The following is a 16,558-nucleotide window of genomic DNA, read 5'->3' on the forward strand; positions in this document are numbered from 1 at the left end:
GGGCATTAGCGAAGCCGCCGATGGCCACGACCGCTGCAGCACAGTTCCAGTCCGACGAGAAGCCGACGTCGGTGCTCTCGGCGACGACATTGATTGGGCCAGCGACGGTGTTCGTGGTCGCCGGTCTGCTGCTGCCGCTGGCGATCCTGTTCCGCTACAGCTTCGACAAGGTCGACGCGCGGCGCATCATGATCGATACGTTCTCGTTCGATAATTACGTCAAGTTCTTCTCTGACCCCTATTACACCGGCGTGCTGGCGACGACATTGCGGGTGGCCGCGCTTTGCACCGTCATCTGCCTCGCCATGGGCCTGCCGCTGGCCTATGTGCTGGCGCGCACCCAGTCGCGGTACAAGAACGTGCTGATTATGCTGGTGGTGCTGCCGCTGTTCGTCGGCAATGCGGTGCGCGCCGCCGGCTGGATGACCCTGTTCGGTTCCAAGGGCTTTCTCAACGTCACCCTGATGCAGATCGGAATCATTACCCAACCGTTGCAGATCATGTTTACCGAGGGCGCCGTCATTGCCGGCATCATTGCCGTCAATCTGCCCTACATGGTGCTGACGCTCTCGAGCGTGATCGAGGGCATCAACCGCAATGTGGAGGAGGCGGCCTTCAGCCTCGGCGCCGGGCCGGCGACGATGTTTCGCCGCGTGCTGCTGCCGCTGTCGCTGCCGGGCATCCTCGCCGGCACGATCCTGACCTTCATCCTCGGCATGAATGCCTATGCGACGCCGGTGCTGCTCGGCGGCCCCAAATTCAAGATGATGGGGCCGCTGGTGTACGGACAGTTTCAGCTCAACAACTGGCCGTTCGGCGCGTCCGTCGCGTTCGTCCTGATGACGGCTACCCTCGGATTGACGGCGGCGGCAAATATCCTGATACAGCGCCGGTTTCGGCGATGAAGACTGAAGGGGACTTGGCATGACAATTGGTGTTGGCGGCTCGACTGCGGAGGCGGAACTCGCCGCCATCAAGAACATGCGCGGCGACGTGCCGCCGATCGGCGTCGAGGAGCGGCTGCAGCGCATCGCCCGCGCCCAGGCCATCATGCGCGAGAAGGGCATCGACGCGCTCTATCTCGATGTCTCCTCGAGCATGACCTATTTCACCGGATTGAAGTTCCGCCGCACCGAGCGCATGCACAGCGCGGTGCTGCCGGCCAAGGGTGAGATCGTCTATATCTCGCCGGCCTTCGAGGTCGAGAAACTCAAAACCATGACTACGTTCGGCGAAAAGATCGCGGTCTGGGAGGAGGACGAGGACCCGACCGCCACCGTCACCGAGACCGTACGTTCACTCGGCTATCCCTCCGGCACGATCGCGGTCGATGAGGCGACGCCGTTTTTCACCTTTGACGGGCTGCGCCGCGCCGGCAACGCCTACACCTTCATCAATTCGATCGACGTGACCGCCGGATGCCGCATGATCAAGTCCGAGCAGGAGCTCGCGCTGATGCAGACGGCCAAGAACATCACGCTCGAAGCCCACAGGCTGGCTGCCCGCATCATGCGCGAAGGCATCACCACCACCGAAGTGCAGGCCTTCCTCACCGCCGCGCACCGCAAGCTCGGCTCGGAAGGCGATCCGCCGTTCAACGCGGTGCTGTTCGGCGAGGCGACGGCATATCCGCACGGCGTGCCCTATCCGCAGACGCTGAAGGAGGGCGACATGATCCTGATCGACACCGGCGCGCCGGTCGATGGCTATCTCTCCGACATCACGCGCTCCTACGTGTTCGGCGAACCGAGCAAGCGCCAGCGCGACGTCTGGAACCTGGAGAAGGAGGCGCAGGCCGCCGGCTTTGCCGCCGCCAAGCCGGGCAACCGATGCGAGGATATCGACATCGCCGCGCGCGGCGTCATCAACGGCGCCGGTTTCGGCCCCGGCTATGCCACGCCGGGCCTGCCGCACCGCACCGGCCACGGCATTGGCCTCGACGTGCACGAATGGCCCTATCTCGTGAAGGGCGACAAGACCGTACTGAAGCCCGGCATGACCTTCTCCAACGAGCCGACCATCTGCATCTACGGCGAATTCGGCGTGCGGCTCGAGGACCACATGGTCATCACCGAAACCGGCGCGCGCTGGTTCACCCAGCCGGCCCATTCGGTCGACGACCCCTTCGGTCTGGAGAAGTAACAGAACGCCGTCAGCCGCTCTTCTTCTGCCGGGTGCTGGCGATCAGCACCAGCAGGAACGAGGCCGCCGTCATCAGCGTGCTGATCGCGGCGATCGTCGGGTCGATCTCGTCGCGCAGCGCGGTGAACATCCGTTTTGTCAGCGGCTGGTATTGGCCGCCTGATATGAACAGGCCGACGACCGTCTCGTCCATCGCCGAGATGAAGGCGAAGATGGCGCCCGTGAGCACGCTGGCCTTGATCTGCGGCAGCGTGACGGCGAAGAAGCTGCGCAAGCGGTTCATGCCGAGGCTGCGCGCCACCATCTCCTGCGCCGGGTCGAAACTCTGCAGGCCCGCCACCACGGACGTGATGACATAGGGCAGGCCGAGCATGACGTTGGCGAGCACCAGTCCCGACATCGTCGCAACCAGCCCGACCTTGGCATAAACAAAGAAGATGCCGACCGCCGTGATGATGATCGGCACCACCAAAGGCAGCATCAGCATCATGTGGACGATGCGCATGAGGCGCAATTTCGAATTGCTGATGGCGTAGGCCGCGGCGACGCCGAGCGGCGTTGCGATCAGGACGGTGAGGGCGGCCACCGCAAAGGTGACGCGGGTCGCCTGCATCCAGGCGGCATTGCCGATATACTCCTCATACCAGCGCAGCGACAGCGCTGGCGGCGGGAAGGTCAGGAAACGCGTGCTCGAAAACGACATCGGCACGATGATCAGCACCGGCAGGATCAGATACAGCAGCACCAGCGCGCAGAACACGACGAAGACGATGCGGCCAAAAGACAGCGTTTTCATTTTTGCCCCAGGATGCGGTCGAGCGGAATGAACCGGCCGACGATGAGGAAAATGACGAGAACGCTGAGCAGCAGCACCACGCCGACGGCGCTTGCGGCGCCCCATTGGTCATAGAGCTCGACGTTGCGGCTGACCAGCAGCGACACCATCACGGTACGACCGCCGCCGAGCAGTTCGGGCGTAATGTAGAAGCCGAGGCACAGCACGAACACCAGCGTCGTGCCGGCGAGCACGCCGGGCAGCGACAGCGGCAGGAAGATCCGCCAGAATGTATGCGAAGGACTGCCGCCGAGGCTGGCGCCCGCCTGCATCAAATCGTGCGGGATCTTCTGCATGGTGGCGTAGAGCGGCAGCACCATGAACGGCAGCAGGATATGCACGGTCGCCACGACAGTGCCGAACGTGTTGTGCACCAGCGCCAGCGGCTCGTCGATAATCCCCAAATATTGCAGGAACTGGTTGATCACCCCGGTCCGCTGCAGCAGCGCCAGCCAGGCATAGGCGCGCACCAAGACGCTGGTCCAGAACGGCAGGATCACCAGCGCCAGAATCAATACGCTCCATCCCTTCGGCACCACGCTGGCGGCATAGGCGATGGGATAGCCGAGCAGCAGCGCCAGCAGCGTCACCAGCAGGCTGATCTGGAAGGTCAGCGAGAAGCTGCGCCAGTAGATGGCTTCGCTGAAGATGCGGCGGTAGTTCTCCAGCGTGAAGCCGTCATGATAGATCGATTGCCAGGCGAGCCAGCCTACCGGGAGCACGATCAGCAGCAGGATGACCAGCAGCGCCGGCGATGCCAATGCCAGCATCAGGCCCTGTTCGCGGCGATGGTGACGCAACGAGAGGTCTGGTGTGGAATGGGTCAATGCCGTTTTCCTGTCATTGCCGGATGGCTGGAGCGGGGCGCGCCGGTCGAACCCCGCTCCAGTTGATTCCGTCTATTTCTGCACGAACGAGACCCAGCGCTTCTCCGCGGCTTCGCCGTCCGGCGACGCCCACCACGCATAGGACATCAGCGCCTGCTTCTTGGCGTTGTCGGGCGCGCTCGGCAGCTGCGCGACGCGCTCCGGCTTGACCACGCCGGTATCGAACGCCTTCGGGTTCGCCGGGCCGTAATCGATGTGCAGGGGCAGATTGGCTTGATGGACGGGATCGACGGCCTCGTTGAGGAACTTGACCGCCGTCGCCAGATTCGGCGCGCCCTTGAGGATGCAGAGGGACGTGCTCTGCAGGATGCCCTGATTATAGGTATAGGCGACCTTGGCGCCTTCCTTGGTGAGCGCGCTGACGCGGCCGTTCCAGGCCATCACCATGTCGACCTCGCCGTCGTTCAGGAGCTGCGCGGATTGCGCGCCCGAGGTCCACCACACCGTGATGTTGGGCTTGATCTCCTCGAGCTTCTTGAAGGCGCGGTCGACGTCGAGCGGATAGAGCTTGTCCGGTGCGACGCCGTCGGCCATTAGCGCTGCTTCCAGCGTCGCAATGGGGTGGTTGCGCAGCGCGCGGCGGCCGGGGAATTTCTTCACGTCCCAGAAGTCGGCCCAGCTGTTCGGCGTGGCGCCTTCAGGATATTTCTTCTGGCTGTAGGCCAGAACGCTGGAATAGAACTCGTACGCCACCGAATACGGATTGCGATAGGCTTCAGGCATGGCGGCGGCGTTGGGGATCTTGGAGAAATCGAGTTTTTCGATCAGCCCCTGTTCGCCGCCGCGCAGGCAATAGCCGGTCGGAACGTCAACCACGTCCCAGATCGGCTTGCCGCTCGCGACCTGCGATTTGATCACCGGCCAGGCGTCGGGAATGCTGTCCTGGTTGATTGTGATGCCGAGCTTCTTGGCCGAGGGATCGAGGATCGCAACCGTCTGCGCCTTCTGATAGACGCCGCCCTGCGACACGAAGGTGATCTGCTCGGCGGCGTTGGCCGCGATGCTGGTTGACGCGAAGAGCCCGAGCGCTGCGCCGAACAACGCGCGTCCTAGTCCTGTGTTGGATGCAACTGCCATCTTCCGTTCCCTCCTGTTATGACCGGGCTTAGTCTTTGCTATTGCCCGATCGCGTCCAAAAACTGATACCAGCCGGCCACCATTCGGACGGCCGGTTCGCGCAGCGGATAAAATGGAATGACCTTGAGGCGGCTGGCATCTAGCAGGCCGACGTCCGGCTGCTCGCCGCGCACGAAGGCCGCGAGGTAACGCCCCATCAGGCTCGACATCGCGACACCGGCGCCGTTGTAGCCCATCGAGAACAGGGTGTGGTCGTCGAGCCGGCCGATATGCGGCATGGAATCCAGCGTCATGCCGACGAGGCCCGACCATTTGAACCCCAGCGGCGTGTCGTTCAGTTCCGGGAAGATGCCGACCATGGCCTTGCGCAGCGCGTCGAAGGCGGCCTCCGAATCCTGTTTGCCGAAGGCGCCGCGGCCGCCGAAGATCACGCGATCGTCGACCATGCGGAACCAGCGCATCATGCGCTTGGTCTCGGTATAGGTTCGCCCGGTCGGCATCAGGCTGCCCGCTAGGTTATGCGGCAGCCGGTCGGTGGCGATGATGGCGCTGCGGAACGGCACCAAAGTGTGCTGCATATGGCGCGTTGCGTCGGTCAGGTCGGAATAGCTGTTGGTGGCGATGATGACTTGCCGCGCGCGCACCGCGCCTGCAGGTGTCTCAACGACAGCGCGCCCATTCTCCCGCCGTAGCCGAAGTGCAGGGCTCTCCTGGAAGATGCTGACGCCGCGCTGCGCCAAGCCTTCGGCGAGGCCATGCAGATAGTTCAGCGGATGGATGCCGCCGGAGCCCGGATTGAGCACGCCGCCGACGAACGCCTGCGAACCGGTTTCCTCGCGTACTTCATGGGCGTCAAGGATGCGAACATCCGCATCGCCCATCTCGCGCTTCATCCATTCGGCTTCATCGATCGCAGCTTTCAGCGTCGCGTGGTTATGCGCGGCCTTGACCTGCCCGGTCCGCGTCAGCCGTGCGGCGGTGATGCCGAATTCCGAAACCAGTTCCTCGACGATCTCGGTCGATTCATACGCGATCTCGTACATGCGCTTGGCCATCGCGCGGCCATGGGCCGCATCGATGCCGCGGAACGACTGCCGGAACTTTGCGGTGATGACGCCACCATTGCGGCCGCTCGCGCCCCAGCCGGGACGGTTGGCTTCGAGCACGACAGGCACGAGGCCGCTCTTGGCGATGTGATGCGCGGCGGAGAGTCCGGTATAGCCGGCGCCGATGATCACGACGTCGGCCTGAACCTCGCCCGACAGCACAGGAAAGGTCCGCAACGGCGTCGCCGTGCTCGCCCACAGCGAGTTCGCCGATGCCATTGGGGTCCAGACCTCAGCCATCCGCGTGCCCCTCAGTGCCCGACCGCCGCGTCGGCGAAGGCCTTCATGGTGGCGAAATGAAAATCGGGTTTTGTCAGAACGGGCACTTCGGGGGTGCCGCCGAATCCGGCCATACCCTGGCGGCGCTCGATCCAGCACACTTTATAGCCGAGCTTGCGTGCGATCCCGATATCATGGTGCTGGCTCTGCGCCACATGCAGGATGTCGGACTGCTTGTAGCCGAAGGCCGATTGCCGCCCTTTATTGTAGGCGAAAAATTCCGGGTTCGGCTTGGCGACGCCGGTCTCGTCGGCGCAGACGCTGTCGTCGAAGGGGTCGCCGAGCGCGTAGGCGTAGCAGGACAGTGCGACGCGGTCGGCATTGGTCATCGCCACCAGCCGGAATTTGGTGCGCAGTCGCTTCAGCGCCTCGACCGAATCCGAAAACGGCTGCCAGCGCAGCACCGCCAGCTGGAAGGAATCGCAGGCGGCATCATCCGCCGGCAAGCCGAGTTCTTTTGCAAGATAGCGGTAGACGTCGAACATTACTTCGCTGGAGCGCTCCGGATGCGCATCGCGGCCGCGCTTGTAGGAGGCAAAGATTTTGTCGTCGCTGAGTTCAGCGGCGCTTCTTCCGGATATGTTGCGGACGGCGTCGAGTACGCCGGTTTCGAAGTCGATCAGGGTGCCGACGACATCGAAAGTGAGAACCTTGAAATTGCTGAACGACATGGGCGTTTCTTCTCTGGTGTTGGAACTGCGTTGGTGGTGGACGTTCATTCCGGTGCTTTCGGCACGATGATCGTGTCCTCGGGGTGGAGGGTCACGGTGAGGGGGCCGCCGACCGGCGGGATGCGGCGATAGGCTTCGTGATGGCTGGGCTGGCGCAGGCTCAGCGCGGTACCGTCCGGCAGGGCGATAAAAATGCGCAGGCTTTCGCCCTGGTAGACGACGTCGGTGACGGTGCCGGTCAGCCGGTTGAGCGCGGCATCACCAGCGCCGTCGTCGATCAGCAGTTTTTCGCTGTGCACCGCCAGCATCAGCGCCTCGCCATTCGGGATCGCCCTCGCGCTACGCAGGGTGGAGGGGCCTAGCGCAACGCTGCCGGAATCGATGCGCCGGACCGGCAACAGGCTTGCCTCGCCGATGAAACTCGCGACGAAGGAATCCGCGGGATGATCGTGCAGCCGCGCGGGCTGGTCGATCTGGATCAGGCGGCCGTCTTTGAGAATGGCGACGCGGTCGCTCATCGTCAGCGCTTCGCGCTGGTCGTGGGTAACGTAGATGATGGTGGCGCCGATACGCTTGTGGAGCTGGCGCAGCTCGATCTGCATCGATTCCCGCAGCTGCTTGTCGAGTGCGGAAAGCGGCTCGTCCATCAGGATCAAACGCGGCTCGAAGATCATCGCGCGAGCCAGTGCCACGCGCTGGCGCTGACCGCCGGAGAGCTGGGCCACGCCGCGTTCCTCGTAACCGGCGAGGCCGACCATCGCCAGAGCGCCGCGCACTTTCGCGGGCCAATCGGCCTTCGGCAGCCGCCGCGCGCGCAGCGGGAAGGCGACGTTCTCGCCGACGCTCATATGCGGAAACAGCGCGTAGTTCTGGAACACGACGCCGATGTTGCGCTTGTGCGGCGGCTCCAGCGTGACGTCGCGCTCGCCGAAATGGATCGAACCTGATGTGGGCTGGATGAAGCCGCCGAGCAGGCCGAGCAGGGTGGTCTTGCCGGATCCGGATGGCCCCAGCAGCGAGACGAATTCACGTGGTGCGACGCCCAGCGTGACATTGTCGAGCGCCACGACAGCACCATAGTGCTTGCTCGCGGATTTGATTTCGACGCTTTCGCCACCGCTGCCCAATGAACGACCTTCCTGTTGCGCTTCGCCGCTGGCCGCATGAATGCGGCTTCCCGGCGCCCCTGCCGCAAGGCCAAGGGGGTTGAACTGGCATGATCTCAATTTATAGGCGGACGCTTCCCGCGCTACAGGGGCGATCTCCCCGACCGTGGTTTGCTCGGAATGCTCCGCTTCCCGGCAGGCCTCCTTGATCGGCAAGGCAATCAAAATTAGGGCGGCCCGGCAATTGCCAAATTATCACTTGCGTCATAACCTGGAGTTATGCCTGAGCTTCGCCGGATGCTGCCTTCCAGCAATGCGCTGTTCGTCTTCGACGCCGCCGCGCGCAACGGCAGCTTCACGGCGGCGGCGGCCGAGTTGAACGTGACCCAGCCGGCGGTCAGCCGCATGCTGGGGCGGTTCGAGGATTACCTCGGGGTCCGCCTGTTCGACCGCAGCGCCGGGGGCGCGACCCTGACGGAAGAGGGCGAGCTGCTCTATCGGCGCGTCACGGACGGTTTTCGCAGCATCGAGAGCGGCCTGGTCGAGATCGAGCGGCGGCGGCGGGGCACCGAAACCGTCACGTTGTCGGTCTCCTCGGCCTTCACCAACCATTGGCTGATGCCGCGCATCGACAAGCTGCAGCGCGCATTTCCGAATGTCGACCTCCGGTTCCAGTTGATCTCGGGCTCGCTGCGCGGCGCCGTCGAGAACGTCGACGTCGGGATGCGGTTTCGCGACCAGGACGACCCCGAGACCAACGGCGCCCTTGTCATGAAGGAAGTCATGCTGCCGATCTGCAGCCCCGGCTACCGGGATACGAATGTTTCGCGCAAGCCGGCCGAAGGACGCACCATCATCAAGCTGGCCGACACGCCCGAAGACTGGGTGCTGCAGTATCCGGGCGCGCTCACCGGCGCATCAGGTCCCGCCAAGGCGCTGAGCTTCTCGGATTATGCCGTCGTGGTGCAGGCGGCGCTGCTCGGGCAGGGCGTGACGCTCGGCTGGATCACCGTCGTCGCGCATTGGCTGCTGACCGGTGCGCTGGTGCCGGCGTCGGCAAAACTCGTCAGCACGCGGCGGGTCTGCGAACTCGTCACGCCGCGCAACCGGCCGATCCGTCCCGTTGCGGTCGAAATCAGGGACTGGATCATCGCGCAAATGCGCAGCGACATCGTGGCGATCGACAAGCTTTACCCGCGCCTGAAGCTGATGGCCGCCAGCTATTGATGTTGCCCGCCCTCAGAATGTCGGCGGCGTGCAGGCGCTGATCACTTCGCACGGCTTGGCGCCGACGCAGCGAAACCGATGCGGCCGCCGGCTCTCGAAATAATAGGCGTCGCCGGGCCCGAGGATGCGGCGTTCGCTATCGACAGTCACTTCCAGCCGGCCCGAGAGAACGATGCCGCCTTCCTCGCCGTCGTGTACCAGCGGAATGCGTCCGGTGTCGCCACCTGGCTCGTAGCGCTCTTTCAATATCTGCAAGCTCCGGCCGAACAGATTGTCGCCGACCTGGCGAAAGGAGATCTTGCCCTTGCCGATCTCGCTCAATTCGTCGGCGCGGTAAAACGCCGTGCGCGGCTGGTCGGGTTCGAGGGCGAAGAATTCAGCCATCCCCATCGGAATGCCGTCGAGAATGCGTTTCAGCGCGCCGACGGACGGGTTCATCTGGTTGGATTCGATCAGCGAGATCGTCGAGTTGGTCACCCCCGAACGCTTGGCAAGTTCACGCTGCGATATCTTGTTGCGGGCGCGAACGAAGCGCAACCGTTCGCCGACATCTATGCTCATCAAAGCCTCGAGGGGTTGGTTTGGGGTGTTGAGTGTGTTGCGGATCGAACGAATGCTACCCAGCGTCCCCAGCAAATTCAGTGGCTTGGATGGTATCAGAAAAGGACTTGCTGCACATCATCAACATGATGTCGGGTAGGGAAACCGCACAGGAGCGCCCCATGACGATTCACCAGATTCCCAACACCGTGAAGCTCGAATCGTTCTGGATGCCGTTCACGGCGAACCGGCAGTTCAAGGCCGAGCCGCGGCTGTTCGCCTCCGCCTCGGGCATGCATTACACCACCATCGACGGCCGCAAGGTGATCGACGGTTCCGCCGGCCTCTGGTGCGTCAATGCCGGCCACGGCCGCAAGGAGATCGCCGCCGCCGTCGAGCGCCAGCTGATGAACCTCGATTTTGCGCCCTCGTTCAACATGGGCCATCCGCTCGCATTCGACTTCGCCGAGCGCCTTGCCGCGATCGCCCCTGATGGCCTCGATCGCATCTTCTTCACCAATTCCGGCTCTGAATCGGTCGATACCGCGCTGAAGATCGCGCTGGCCTATCAGCGCGCCGCAGGTCAGCCGACCCGCACCCGCCTGATCGGCCGCGAGCGCGGCTATCACGGCGTCGGCTTCGGCGGCATGTCGGTCGGCGGCATGGTGAACAACCGGCGCGCCTTCGCGACCCATCTGCCGGGTGTCGACCATATCAGCCACACCCATGATCTCGCCCGCAACGCGTTCGCCAAGGGTCAGCCCGAGCACGGCGCCGAACTCGCCGACGATGTCGAGCGGCTGGTGGCGTTGCATGGCGCCGAGACCATTGCCGCCGTCATCGTCGAGCCGGTGCCTGGCTCGACCGCGGTGCTGCCGCCGCCGAAGAACTACCTGCAGCGGCTGCGCACCCTGTGCGACAAGCACGGCATCCTCCTGATCTTCGACGAAGTCATCACCGGTTTTGGCCGCCTCGGCACCCCGTTCGCCGCCAATTATTTCGGCGTTACGCCCGACATGATGACGACCGCCAAGGGCATCACCAACGGCACCGTTCCCTGCGGCGCGGTGTTCGCCAGCCGCAAGATTCACGACACACTGATGACGGGTCCGCAGGCCCAGATCGAGCTGTTCCACGGCTACACCTATTCGGCGCATCCGGTGGCCTGCGCCGCCGGTATCGCGACGCTCGACATCTACAAGGACGAGGGGCTGCTGACGCGCGGCGCCTCGATGGCCGATTACTGGGAACAGGGCCTGCATTCGCTCAAGGGCCTGCCGAACGTGATCGACATCCGCAATGTCGGCCTGATGGGCGCCATCGAGGTCGCACCGCGCAAGGACGCGCCGGCCGCGCGCGGCTATGATCTGATGGTCGATTGCTTCAACAACGGCCTCTATTTGCGCCAGAGCGGCGACTCCCTTGCGGTATCGCCGCCCTTGATCGTCGAGAAGAGCCACATCGACGAAATGGTCTCGATCCTCGGCGACGCGATCAAGCGCGTGGCCTGATCCTTGCTCTAACTGCGGCATCGACTATCGTGCGGTGATCGAACGATGCCGCGGCAGAAGCATGAGGGATCGTGAAAGTTTTGATTCTCGGCAGTGGCGTCATCGGCGTCACGTCAGCCTATTATCTCGCCAAAGCCGGCCACGAGGTGACGGTCGTCGACCGTCAGCCGAAGCCTGCGCTTGAGACCAGTTTTGCCAACGCCGGCGAAGTGTCGCCCGGCTATTCATCGCCATGGGCGGGGCCCGGCGTGCCGGTCAAGGCGATCAAATGGCTTCTGATGAAGCACGGTCCGCTGGTGATCCGGCCGAAGGTCGATCCCGTGATGTGGCTCTGGCTGCTGAAGATGCTGCGCAACTGCACATCGGAGCGCTACGCGGTCAACAAGCGGCGGATGATTCCGATCGCCGAATACAGCCGCGATGCCTTGCGCGCGTTGCGCAGCGAGATCGGCATTCGCTATGACGAGCGCGAGCGCGGCACGTTGCAGCTGTTCCGCTACGCGGCACAGCTCGACGGCACGGCCGACGATATCGCCGTACTGAAACAAAACGGCGTGCCTTATGAAGTGCTCGATCGCGCCGGCTGCATTGCCGCGGAGCCGGCGCTAGCGAAGGTTTCGGAAAAGATCGCCGGCGGGCTTCGCCTGCCGCAGGACGAAACCGGCGATTGCCACATGTTCACGCAGGCGCTCGCGCTCGAAGCCGAAAAGCTCGGCGTGCGCTTTGCCTTCAATGTCGGCATCGACGGGTTGATCGCGGATGCGTCGCGCATATCAGGCGTCGCCACCTCCAATGGCGTGTTGCAGGCCGATGCCTATGTCGTCGCACTCGGCAGCTGGTCGCCGCGGCTGCTGCGGCCGGTGGGCATTTCGCTGCCGGTCTATCCCGTAAAAGGCTATTCGATCACGGTGCCGATATCGGATCCCGACGCCGCACCGGTATCGACCGTGATGGACGAAAGCTACAAGGTCGCGATCACGCGACTCGGTGATCGAATCCGTGTCGGCGGCACCGCGGAAATTTCGGGGTACTCCGACAGGCTCTATCCGGCGCGGCGCGCGACGCTCGATTATTCACTGACCGAACTGTTTCCGCGCGGCGGCGACATCGACAAGGCGACATTCTGGAGCGGCCTGCGGCCGATGACGCCCGACGGCCCGCCGGTAATCGGCCCGACGCGCTACAGTAATCTCCATCTCAACACCGGACACGGCACGCTCGGCTGGACCATGGCGTGCGGTTCGGGGAGGGTGCTCGCGGACATGCTCTCGGGCCGCAAGCCGGATATCGATGTGAAGGAGCTGGCGCTTAGCCGATACGATCACCGGTTTGGGTGAGGGGATATCGCCGTGCGCCGTCATTGCCTGCGATAAACGCGATGCGTTTGCGCAAGGGAGCGCAGCGACGAAGCAATCCATTTCTCCGCTTGCGGCGCGATGGATTGCTTCGCTTCGCTCGCAATGACGGGGGCGGGCGGTATCGAGCGCAACGCGTAGCCCGCATGAGCGCAGCGACATGCGGGCGGTGCCGGGACAATACCTCATCCGGGCTACAGGCTGGAACTATCTCTGGCGCAGTAGGTTTCGGTACCAAGGCCCAATCTGCTACTTGCGCAGCGTGGTGCCAAGAGTACTCTGCGGAGAGCCGGCCGTCGAGGGAGGAGTTTCCCGTGATGGAGCCCACTACCAGGGTAGGTAATCGACTGTTAGCTGCGTTGCCAGCGGCAGATTTTGATTTGCTTGCGCCTCACCTGCGCAAAGTGTCGCTTGAAGGCGATGCAGTGCTGGTTCGATCGGGAGACCTGGTTGAACAGATCTATTTCCCCCTCAGCGGGACGATCGCGTTCATCATGGACATGCCAAACGGACAAACGGTGGCAACCGCGGTCGTCGGCAATGAGGGCGCCGTGGGCATCTTGTCCGCGCTGGGACCTTCCCGCTCTCCGATGACGGCGGTCGTCCGCGTGGCCGGAACCTCGTTGCAAATTTCTCCGGCAAGATTTGAGGCGGCCCTCAGCCGCAGTGCCGCCATCAGAGAGGCGGTCCAGATCTACACCAGGGTGCTATTGGCGCAATTCCAGCACGTCGCCGCCTGCAATGCGCTGCACTCGGTCGAGGCCCGCTTGGCCCGGTGGTTGCTCCACATCCACGATCGCGTCGACAGTGATTTCCTGCCGCTGACGCAAGAGGCGCTTGCGGAGCTGCTTGGCGTACGTCGAACGACCGTGACGCATGTCGTGCACAAGCTGCGGACGTTGCGGGCTATCCGGTCTAATCGGCGGGGCCTGATCGAGATTGACAGGCCGCGGCTCGAATCCGCGGCATGCGAGTGCTACGACGTCATGCGCCGCAGAATCGATCATATCGTTTCGCCTGAAGGAATGAAGCCTCACATGCCTCCGGTACATAAAATCCTCCGCGCGCCAGATCCGCTTTTGGCCAAGGTGGATGTCGCGCAGCGGCACCCGCGAACGCATGGGACTAGCCCGCGGCCAAGAGGCCATTGATCTCCGCCGCCCCGCTTGGCTCATGAACCCTTGGCGAACCATTCGTGATTGGCTTTGCAGAGTGAGCAGAAGGTGCGCGCGAAGAACACCACGCTGCACCGAAACTTTTCCCGATCCGCCTTGATACCCGTCGGGATCTCGCGTCCCGTTTGAGGGCACTTGATCATGACGATACCCATGTTGTTTCTCCCTGTTCCGTTGTCGTGTCGCAGCAACGTGTCCGTTCGCCATCGGCTGGACGCACCTCTTCTCACCGGAGGCGGCTAGAGCTCTTTCCAGCGAAGTGGACACCGGTTCGCGTGAAGAAAACGCGTCAAAATAGGAATCTAGAGCCCCGTTCCGATTCCATCGGAACGGAAAAGGCTCTTGTTCCAGCCGATCCCGGCGACCTGGGAAGTTCGATTTTAGGAGGCTTTCTGCAGGACCTTGGTGAGGCCCTTCTTGATCGGCTCGGCCGTCTCGGTCGCGACTTTCTGGGCGAGCTGCCAAAGTTCCTTGTTCTGCGCGGACGTGGCTTCGAAGTTCTTGCGGGTCTGCGCGGCTGACAGCTGCATGATTTCCGAGAGCGACTTCGTGTCCATGAGTTTGGCGAGAAAATCGAAGGCGGAGTTGGTGTTGGCGCCCGCGATCTCGATGACCTTGATCCCGTAATCCGCGGAGGTCTTTGCATTGGTCGAATAGGTTTCGCTGAGAATGTCGGCTATCTCCCCCGAGGCAGCCTGTAACTTCTCGTAGTTGTCCTTTGTCCGCACCATACCCTGCTCGGCGATCCCGCGGAAAATTCCCGGCATCGTGAAACCGTCAAAGTTCCGCTTTTCATTCGTATCGACCTTCGCATTCGGCGTATCGGTGTTCGCTTTGGCTTTAATATCGGCCTTTCCCACGGGTTTTCATCCTTTCAAGTCGTCAACGGATTTGCGCTTGGACCTTCCGAGGGAGCTTCCTAAAGGTGCTGCCTGGGACATCCGCCTCGCGCCTGCCTGAACAAGATATGGCTGACTAACGCCGGGGCTTCCGTTCGCTTTCTGACTCTCGCGTCGGAATTTTTCGGTAATCGGGAAATCTTGCGCGAAGACGCGCTTCGCGCTTCAGCCCGGGCATGACGACGTTGAGCGCGTAGCCCGCATGAGCGCGCGACATGCGGGGCCGTGCGGGAAAATACCCGGATAGCGGGGAGCCTGTCATCGGGCGTGCATTCGCGCGACCCGTTGGTTCATCCAGGCTACAGGCCGCGACCGCTTTTGCCCGAAGGCACGGGCGTTCCATCCGCCATCATGTGCTGTCCCCTTCGTTCGACAATCAGCCCGTAGGCATGGGGCTGCCGGTGGACGTCGAAGTTGAAGGTGGTGCGCTTGTAGGAGTTGCACAAATCCAGATCACAGCGCGCCAATGCGATTTCGTCACCTTTGGTCGTGCAGGCGGCGACGATTTCACCTGATGGCGCCACAATGCAGCTACCGCCAATCTGGTCGACGCCCTCTTCGATCCCGGCCTTGGCGACGCCGACGACCCAAGTCCCGTTCTGGTAGGCGCCGGACTGCATCACAAGACGATTGTGGAACAGCGAGAGGTCGTCATGATCAGGCGCGGGCGGATTATGCACCGGCGTGTTGTAGCCGATCAGCACCATTTCGACGCCCTGCAGTCCCATGACGCGATAGGTTTCGGGCCAGCGGCGATCATTGCAGATCGCCATGCCGATCGCGCCATTGAACGCGTCGGCCACGACAAAGCCGGAGCCGGGCTCGAAGTAGCGCTTTTCCAGATGCTGAAATCGACGCCAGGGCTCGTGTTCGGCGTGGCCGGGCAAATGCACTTTGCGATACCTGGAAATGGTTTTGCCGCGCTTGTCCACGAGGATAGAGGTGTTGTGCCGATGGGTTTCGCCGTTCTCGACCGCCAGTTCGGCGTAACCCAGGCAAAATCCGATGCCCAGTTCCCGGGCCAGGTCGAACAAAGCGCGCGTCTGCGGACCGGGCATCTCATGCTCGAAGAAGGAATCGATTTCCGCCTGATCCTCCATGTACCAGCGCGGAAAAAACGTCGTCAGCGCCAGCTCGGGATAGACGATCAGGTCGCATCCGTTGGCGTGCGCCTGGCGCATCAACGCCATCAGCCGCGCGACAACCTCGGTCCTCGTTTCGCTTCGGGCGACAGGGCCCAACTGTCCCGCTGCGACGTTCACAAATCTTGCCACTGTCTTTCCTTTGATCCGTTACCCTGTTGCTCGGCACAGTGCAGAACGCGTGCCAAGGCGCGGCCGGTGCGAGAATTCCTGAAAATCACTCTGCTCCTCCGGGCTACGGACCACAACATCTGGCCCGTCGGGCAAATCAGTTCTGATTTACGGAAATCGTGTCAAGCCCCGAAATAAAAAATATTTCTGTTTACCAGAACACAAATCAGGGGCATATATTCGCCCATCCCGTCCTACTCAGAAGGGCGTCGGCCGTCGTCACGGACGTTGGACGGGTTGCGGTGGACGCTTGTTTACGCTGAGACGACGGCGTGGATAAGCGTACGGCAAAACCGTGTGGTCCTGGCACCCGTTGCAGGTGTCAAGCTGTCGGCTAAGCGCAAGCTGAACCGGTGGTGACGGAGTCAACCAAGAACTCGTCTCCGGGGAGAGCACGGCATAAGCCGTAAAGCCATTGCGCAGGGAAGGCCGGGT

Annotated in this window: 16 protein-coding genes; 6 read left to right on the forward strand and 10 right to left on the reverse strand. The window is 62.9% G+C overall.

All coding sequences use genetic code 11. From position 1 onward, the window contains the following. Window positions 1–20: 20 nt before the first annotated feature. Entirely contained in the window at window positions 21–905 is an 885-nt protein-coding gene (locus tag JQ597_RS30205; protein WP_212269118.1) for an ABC transporter permease, read from the forward strand. A gap of 19 nt (window positions 906–924) precedes the next feature. Then, a complete protein-coding gene (locus tag JQ597_RS30210; RefSeq protein ID WP_212269119.1) occupies window positions 925–2,142 on the forward strand; it encodes a M24 family metallopeptidase in 1,218 nt (405 codons plus the stop codon). Between the two features lie 10 nt (window positions 2,143–2,152). Here the strand turns inward: JQ597_RS30210 and JQ597_RS30215 are convergent, their stop codons facing one another. The 6 genes from JQ597_RS30215 to JQ597_RS30240 form a co-directional block, all read right to left on the reverse strand. After that, entirely contained in the window at window positions 2,153–2,938 is a 786-nt protein-coding gene (locus tag JQ597_RS30215; protein WP_212269120.1) for an ABC transporter permease, read from the reverse strand. Further along, a complete protein-coding gene (locus JQ597_RS30220) occupies window positions 2,935–3,747 on the reverse strand; it encodes an ABC transporter permease (RefSeq protein WP_212269138.1) in 813 nt (270 codons plus the stop codon). Before JQ597_RS30220 ends, JQ597_RS30215 begins: the two co-directional genes overlap by 4 nt. Window positions 3,748–3,876: 129 nt before the next feature. Next, entirely contained in the window at window positions 3,877–4,941 is a 1,065-nt protein-coding gene (locus JQ597_RS30225) for an ABC transporter substrate-binding protein (RefSeq protein WP_212269121.1), read from the reverse strand. Window positions 4,942–4,979: 38 nt separating this feature from the next. Then, window positions 4,980–6,287, reverse strand: a complete 1,308-nt coding sequence (locus tag JQ597_RS30230) for an NAD(P)/FAD-dependent oxidoreductase (RefSeq protein ID WP_212269122.1) — start codon at window positions 6,285–6,287, stop codon at window positions 4,980–4,982. A gap of 11 nt (window positions 6,288–6,298) precedes the next feature. After that, window positions 6,299–6,997, reverse strand: a complete 699-nt coding sequence (locus JQ597_RS30235; protein WP_212269123.1) for an HAD family hydrolase — start codon at window positions 6,995–6,997, stop codon at window positions 6,299–6,301. 44 nt (window positions 6,998–7,041) lie between these two features. Beyond that, window positions 7,042–8,124, reverse strand: a complete 1,083-nt coding sequence (locus JQ597_RS30240; RefSeq protein WP_212269124.1) for an ABC transporter ATP-binding protein — start codon at window positions 8,122–8,124, stop codon at window positions 7,042–7,044. A 258-nt stretch (window positions 8,125–8,382) separates the two neighbouring features. On the opposite strand from JQ597_RS30240, the gene JQ597_RS30245 reads away from it, so the two are divergent. Beyond that, window positions 8,383–9,330 carry a LysR family transcriptional regulator gene (locus tag JQ597_RS30245; RefSeq protein WP_212269125.1) on the forward strand — a complete coding sequence of 316 codons (948 nt, stop codon included), beginning with the start codon at window positions 8,383–8,385 and terminating at the stop codon, window positions 9,328–9,330. A gap of 12 nt (window positions 9,331–9,342) precedes the next feature. Here the strand turns inward: JQ597_RS30245 and JQ597_RS30250 are convergent, their stop codons facing one another. Next, window positions 9,343–9,891, reverse strand: coding sequence for a cupin domain-containing protein (locus tag JQ597_RS30250; RefSeq protein WP_212269126.1), 549 nt, complete (start codon window positions 9,889–9,891; stop codon window positions 9,343–9,345). Between the two features lie 161 nt (window positions 9,892–10,052). Here JQ597_RS30250 and aptA point away from each other — a divergent pair, with 161 nt between their 5' ends. The 3 genes from aptA (at window position 10,053) to JQ597_RS30265 (ending at window position 13,887) form a co-directional block, all read left to right on the forward strand. After that, window positions 10,053–11,381, forward strand: a complete 1,329-nt coding sequence (aptA, locus tag JQ597_RS30255) for an omega-aminotransferase AptA (RefSeq protein WP_212269127.1) — start codon at window positions 10,053–10,055, stop codon at window positions 11,379–11,381. Window positions 11,382–11,452: 71 nt separating this feature from the next. After that, window positions 11,453–12,718, forward strand: a complete 1,266-nt coding sequence (locus tag JQ597_RS30260) for a D-amino acid dehydrogenase (RefSeq protein WP_212269128.1) — start codon at window positions 11,453–11,455, stop codon at window positions 12,716–12,718. 335 nt (window positions 12,719–13,053) lie between these two features. Next, window positions 13,054–13,887 (forward strand): Crp/Fnr family transcriptional regulator, encoded by an 834-nt coding sequence (locus JQ597_RS30265; RefSeq protein ID WP_212269139.1) that lies wholly within the window; start codon window positions 13,054–13,056, stop codon window positions 13,885–13,887. Window positions 13,888–13,907: 20 nt separating this feature from the next. Here JQ597_RS30265 and JQ597_RS30270 read toward each other — a convergent pair whose 3' ends face one another. The 3 genes from JQ597_RS30270 to JQ597_RS30280 form a co-directional block, all read right to left on the reverse strand. Continuing rightward, window positions 13,908–14,066 (reverse strand): hypothetical protein, encoded by a 159-nt coding sequence (locus tag JQ597_RS30270; protein ID WP_212269129.1) that lies wholly within the window; start codon window positions 14,064–14,066, stop codon window positions 13,908–13,910. Window positions 14,067–14,291: 225 nt separating this feature from the next. Continuing rightward, entirely contained in the window at window positions 14,292–14,771 is a 480-nt protein-coding gene (locus JQ597_RS30275; RefSeq protein WP_312011097.1) for a phasin, read from the reverse strand. Window positions 14,772–15,109: 338 nt separating this feature from the next. Next, window positions 15,110–16,084: an N-carbamoyl-D-amino-acid hydrolase gene (locus tag JQ597_RS30280; RefSeq protein WP_212269130.1), complete on the reverse strand. Its 975-nt coding sequence runs from the start codon at window positions 16,082–16,084 to the stop codon at window positions 15,110–15,112. Window positions 16,085–16,558 lie beyond the last annotated feature (474 nt).

It is taken from the genome of Bradyrhizobium sp. AUGA SZCCT0177 (assembly GCF_018130125.1).
Lineage (GTDB): Bacteria > Pseudomonadota > Alphaproteobacteria > Rhizobiales > Xanthobacteraceae > Bradyrhizobium.